This is a genomic window from Mailhella sp. (assembly GCF_057866825.1).
The window spans coordinates 1-5372 of record NZ_DBMAHT010000130.1; the positions used below are offsets into that span (position 1 = coordinate 1).

Here is a 5372-nt window from a genome sequence, read left to right on the forward strand (position 1 = left end):
GCGACGAGGCCCGCTCGGCCCGGCTGCTGCTCTGGCCCGGCTGCTGCCCCATTCACGAATCGCTCATGAAGCCCGACATGGTGGACGCCTTCCACAGTCACTTCCCGGGCTGCCGTGTGCTCGTGCATCCCGAATGCTCCCCCGAAGTGGTGGAGCGCTGCGACGGCGCAGGTTCCACCGCCTACCTCATCAAGGAAGCTGAAAAGGCCGCCGCCGAAGGAAAGGAATCCGCCCTGTGCATCGGCACGGAATTCCATCTGGTGCGCCGCCTCATGGAAAAATACGCCGACCGCATCAACATCATTCCTCTCGCGCAGGCCACCTGCGCCGACATGGAAAAGGTGACCGCCGAAAGACTGCTGGCCACCCTGGAAGGGCTGGACGAAGGCAAGGGCGAAGTTTTTGTGGACGAAGCCCTCAAGGCTCCCGCCCGCGAGTCTCTGGTACGCATGCTTGAGGTCTGCCGCTAGTCCGGCTTGCGGCAAAGGGCGCGGCGTGTTCCGGGGCTTTTGGTCCGGCGGAATCCGTTGCGCCCCGGGCATGAAAGGGGGCCTGCGGCCGCGCCGCAGATCGACGTTTCGGGCGGAATCGCCCAGGCCCTTCAACGGATACGGCTGCGTATCCAATCGCTGCTGCGGGTTCTGCCGCAGTTCAGGCGTCGCTATATGAATGCATTACGTTATCGTTCTCAGGTACTTGTCATAGGCTCGGGGCTCGCCGGGTGCGCGGCCGCGCTCACCATGGCCGACAAGGGTTTCGACGTGCATCTTCTCATGCCTACCGAGGAGCTGGACGGCGGCAATTCCATCATGGCTCAGGGCGGCATCGTGTTCACCACCGATCCGGAAGATCAGAAATCCCTTGAGCACGACATGTTCGTGGCCGGTCACGACTACAACTACGACGAAGCCGTGCGCTTTCTCGCCGAACACGGCGGCGAGGCCGTGCAGAGCATGCTCATCGACAAGCTCCACGTGCCCTTCGACCGCAACGCCTCCGGCAAGTGGGACATGACCCTCGAAGGCGGTCACGCCGTGCCCCGCATCGCCCACTGCGCGGACTACACGGGCCGCAGCATCATCGAACACATTCACGCCGCCGTGGCCGCGCATCCGAACATCACGGTGCTCGGCGGCCGCTCCGCCGTGGACCTCGTGACCACCGAACATCACGCCTGCTCCACGGCCTGTCACTATCAGCTCACCAACCGCTGCCTCGGCGCCTACGCCTTCAACGAGGCCACGCAGGAAGTGGAACTCCATCTCGCCGAAAACACCGTGCTCGCCACGGGCGGCGTGGGACAGGTGTATCTGTATTCCACGAACAATCCGTGGGCCACGGGTTCGGGCATCAGCATGGCCCACCGCGCGGGCGTGCGTCTGGCCAACATGGAATTCATGCAGTTCCATCCCACGGGCCTGTTCAATCACGCGCAGCAGATTCCCCTGCTTACCGAGGCCCTGCGCGGCGAGGGCGCGCACGTGGTGAACAGCCACGGCGAACGCTTCGTGAGCCGCTACGATCCCCGCGGCGATCTCGCGCCTCGCGACGTGGTTTCGCAGGCCATTGTGAGCGAAATGCTGGCTACCGGCGAAAATCACATGCTGCTCGACTGCTCCACGCTCGACTGCGACGTGACCCGCCGCTTCCCCACGGTGTTCGAGAGCTGCCGGAAAATCGGCATAGACATGCGCACGCAGCCCTTGCCCATCGTGCCCGTGGCGCATTACTTCTGCGGCGGCATTCTGGTGGATCTGCGCGGCAGAACCACGCTCGACAGACTCTATGCCGTGGGCGAATGCAGCTGCACGGGCATTCACGGCGCCAACCGCCTGGCCAGCACCTCGCTGCTGGAAGCCCTGCTCTGGGGCATTTCCGCGGGCAACGACATTGCCGCGCGTCTGGGCTCCGATCATTTCGACACGAGCATCTTTGCCGAAATCGCCGACTGGAAGCATCCCGGCAACGAGCACAACGATGATCCCGCGCTCATCGCTCAGGACTGGGCCACCATCCGCCACATCATGTGGAACTATGTGGGCATCATCCGCACCGAAAGCAGACTGCGCCGCGCCTTTGCCGATCTGCGTGATCTGTCCAGCCACCTGCACGACTTCTACAAGCATACGCCGCTCACGCAGTCGCTGGTGCATCTGTTCCACGGCTGCCAGACGGCCTACCTCATTACCCAGGCCGCACTGCGTAACAAGCAGAGTCTGGGCTGCCACTACCGCAAGGATTAGCGGCAGAGCATTCCGCAGGGAATGAATTGCAGGCCCGCGCTTTTGCTTCCGGCAGAGCGCGGGCTTTTTCGTTTGCGGCGCGCCGCCGGGAAGCCGGGCCGGAAGCCGGGCGTGCGCAATGCTCCGGCCGGGGAACGGACAAGGGGAGCGATAAACGGCGGGGGCGTGACCAGAGAAGGACCGGGAACGACCGAAGAACGACGGGGAGCGGGCGGGAACGGCGCGGCGGCAGGAGGCAGTGGGCAGAGGAAAAATCCGCGGCACTGCGTCCGAAGCGCGGGAGCGACCGGGAAAGTACGGCGGCAGAAGACCGGGGGGCGGGCGATTTCCCGGCGCTGCCTTCGGAGAGGCAAAGCGGATCAGCAAAAAAAAACGGGGCGCAGTTTGCCGTTTGCGGCAGGCTGCGCCCTGTTTGCGTCATGAAGGGGCGAGGGGAGAAGCGGCGCTGCCGTTGCGGCGCGTCAGCGCGTGAGGTAGGGCAGCACGCGCATGAACAGCGAGACGGCGGCCACGCCGAGCAGAATGAGCAGGGCGTTGTGAAAGGTTTCCTGCCGGATGCGTTTGGCAAGCGGCCAGGCGCACAGAAAGCCGAGCACGGCGGCGGGAGCCACCCAGGACGAGGCGCGGACGATGTCTTCGGTGATGAGTCCGTTGCTGATCACGATGCCGAGACTCACGAGCGAGGCCACGGTGGATGAGGTGAAGAAACCGCGGGCCTTGTTTTTGTCCAGGCACATGAGCGAGGCGTACATGGCCATGATGGGGCCGTTGATGCCGATGGAGCCGCCGAAGAAGCCCGCAAAGAAGCCGCAGATGTATTTCATGGCGGCTCTGGGGGCCATGCAGGTGCCGAGCCAGTCCTGAATGAGTTGCACGATGATGTGCAGCACGATGATGATGCACAGCAGAAGTTCCAGAAGCTCGATATCCACGATTTTGAGCGTCCATACGCCGATGACGATGCCGGGCAGGGCGGGAATCCAGAAACCGAGCACGTCTTTGACGTCGATGTAGCGCCAGTAGAGCAGCAGCGTCATCAGGCCGACCATGATGCTGGCGATGAAGCTGATGAGAATGATGCTTTTGGATGAAATGAATATCGTGATGAGCGGCAGGGCGATGAGAGTGCCGCCCATGCCGGTGAGGCCGTTGATGAATGCGCCGATGAACCACGCTGCGCCGATGATGAACAGATCGCTGACCATGGAATTCTTAAATGGGGAAGGAGTGAGTCGAATGCGGGAACAAGGTTATGGAACGGCCGGACGATTCCGGTGCAGGCGCGCGAAGTTCTCAGTGCGTGAAGTAGGGCAGAAGCTGGAAGAACAGGGAGACGGCGGCCACGCCGAGCAGAATGAGCAGGGCGTTGTGAAAGGTGCTCTGCTTGATGCGCTTGGCAAAGGGCCAGGCGCAGAGGAAACCAGTGACGGCCGCGGGGGCCACCCAGGAGACGGTGTGAAGGACGTGGTCCGTGACGAGGCCGTTGCCGACGAGCACGGAAAGGCTCACGAACGAAGCGATGGTGGCGCTGGTGAAGAATCCGCGGGCTCTGTTTTTTTCCAGACACATGAGCGAGGCGTAGATGGCCATGACGGGGCCGTTGACGCCGAGCGAGCCGCTGAAGAAGCCTGCGCCGATGCCGCAGACGTATTTCATGACGGCTCTGGGAGCCATGCAGGTTCCAAGCCAGTCCTGAATGAGCTGCACGGTGATGTGCATGACGAGCAGGATGCAGAGAAAAAGTTCCAGCCACGCGATGTTGACGATTTTGAGCGTCCACACGCCGAGGAAAATGCCGGGCAGGGCCGCAAGCCAGAAGCCGAGCACTTCTTTAATGTTGATGTAGCGCCAGTAGAGCAGCAGGCTCATGAGTCCGACGAGAAAGCCGGAAATCATGCTGACGACGATGGCGTCCTTGGAGGACGCGAACAGAGATATGAGCGGCAGAGCGATGAGCGCGCCGCCCATGCCGGTGAGTCCGTTGATGAATGCGCCTATGAACCAGGCCGCACTGATGATGAGAATGTCGTTGTCCATGACTGCCTCGGAAAAATCGTAAGCGACGATTGTTATGCCTATCCCGGGTGTTTGTAAATGATAAAGGGGCGGGTTCGGCGGCGGCACGGTGAAAAAAAGAGGGCGCGCGGGAGCGGAGCGTGCCCCGAAAAGGAAGCGGATGGGGAGAAGGGAAGAGAAGCGCGGCGGCGCATGTTGTTGTTGCGCAGTGCGTGAGGGGATGTTGTGCGAGCGCAGCTGCCGGGGCGAGGGAGAAAAAACGCTTTCCGAGGCAGACTGCGCGGGAAAAATGTTTGCCGCCGCGGGGAATTTGCCCCGGCTCCGGCCTGCGGGCGGCGGAAGATTTTTTCCTGCGGGCGGAGGCACACGTTGGAAAACGGCGTGCCGCGGCGGAGCGCAAAAGCGGGACACGTTTCGGCCGGGGGCGTCGGGGACATGTTGCTTCGAGAAGTGCGGGGAGGCAGACCCTCTGCCCGCCGGGGGGCGTGACGGCTGTTGCCTGCTTGCCTGCGGGGGGCTGGCGATCCGCCGGGTGACCCCGAACGCCCCGTTCCGCCCGGGGGCGAAGGATGCTTCGAGCATCTCAAAGGGGCGATTCGTCGGCCCGCCTGCATCCGCCCCGACGCGTCGGCTGCGTCCTGCGCCGAGCCGCCGGATGCAGGGCGCAAAAAAAGGCCGCCGGAATGCCGACGGCCTGAAACGACTCTGTGAGGCAGAGTTACTTCACGGTGTAGAACTTGTCGCCGGAAGCGCCGCACACGGGGCACTTGCCTTCAAACTTGCCCTTGCTGATGAAGCCGCACACGGGGCAGATGTAGTAGTCTTCGGCCTCGGTGCTGGGATCCTTGGACACGTCCTTGTAGAGTTCGGCGTGAACGCCTTCCACCTTGCAGACCATGTCGAGGTACTTGGCCACGGCCATTTCCTCTTCGTTCCTGGCGTCGAGAATCATGCCGGGATACATGTTCACGCATTCATGGGTTTCGCCGGCAATGGCGGCCTGAAGGTTTTCGGCGGTGCTCTTCACTTCCTTGGCGTTGCGGAAATGGGCAAGCGCATGGATGGTTTCGGCTTCGGCGGCGGCGCGGAACAGCTTGGCGGCCTGCTTGCAGC

The 5372-nt window shown here is 62.8% G+C and carries 5 protein-coding genes; 2 read left to right on the forward strand and 3 right to left on the reverse strand.

From position 1 onward, the window contains the following. Positions 1 to 470 (forward strand): quinolinate synthase NadA (gene nadA / locus ACZM96_RS09295; protein WP_489488715.1); only part of this gene is annotated, 470 nt, incomplete at its 5' end. Positions 471 to 665: 195 nt separating this feature from the next. After that, positions 666 to 2243: an L-aspartate oxidase gene (gene nadB / locus ACZM96_RS09300; protein ID WP_489488717.1), complete on the forward strand. Its 1578-nt coding sequence runs from the start codon at positions 666 to 668 to the stop codon at positions 2241 to 2243. 461 nt (positions 2244 to 2704) lie between these two features. Here nadB and ACZM96_RS09305 read toward each other — a convergent pair whose 3' ends face one another. From ACZM96_RS09305 to ACZM96_RS09315, 3 genes are all read right to left on the reverse strand, one after another. Then, complete coding sequence (locus tag ACZM96_RS09305) at positions 2705 to 3448, reverse strand: TSUP family transporter (protein ID WP_489488719.1); 744 nt, start codon at positions 3446 to 3448, stop codon at positions 2705 to 2707. Between the two features lie 88 nt (positions 3449 to 3536). Beyond that, positions 3537 to 4280: a sulfite exporter TauE/SafE family protein gene (locus ACZM96_RS09310; RefSeq protein ID WP_489488721.1), complete on the reverse strand. Its 744-nt coding sequence runs from the start codon at positions 4278 to 4280 to the stop codon at positions 3537 to 3539. A gap of 697 nt (positions 4281 to 4977) precedes the next feature. After that, on the reverse strand, positions 4978 to 5372 hold a 395-nt coding region (locus ACZM96_RS09315; RefSeq protein WP_489488722.1), incomplete at its 5' end, for a rubrerythrin family protein.

What these genes read in the sequence shown, in the direction of transcription:
- nadB (WP_489488717.1), top strand. Translation starts at nt 666, where the DNA reads ATGAATGCATTACGTTATCGTTCTCAGGTACTTGTCATAGGCTCGGGG.
- ACZM96_RS09305 (WP_489488719.1), bottom strand. Translation starts at nt 3,448, where the DNA reads ATGGTCAGCGATCTGTTCATCATCGGCGCAGCGTGGTTCATCGGCGCA.
- ACZM96_RS09310 (WP_489488721.1), bottom strand. Translation starts at nt 4,280, where the DNA reads ATGGACAACGACATTCTCATCATCAGTGCGGCCTGGTTCATAGGCGCA.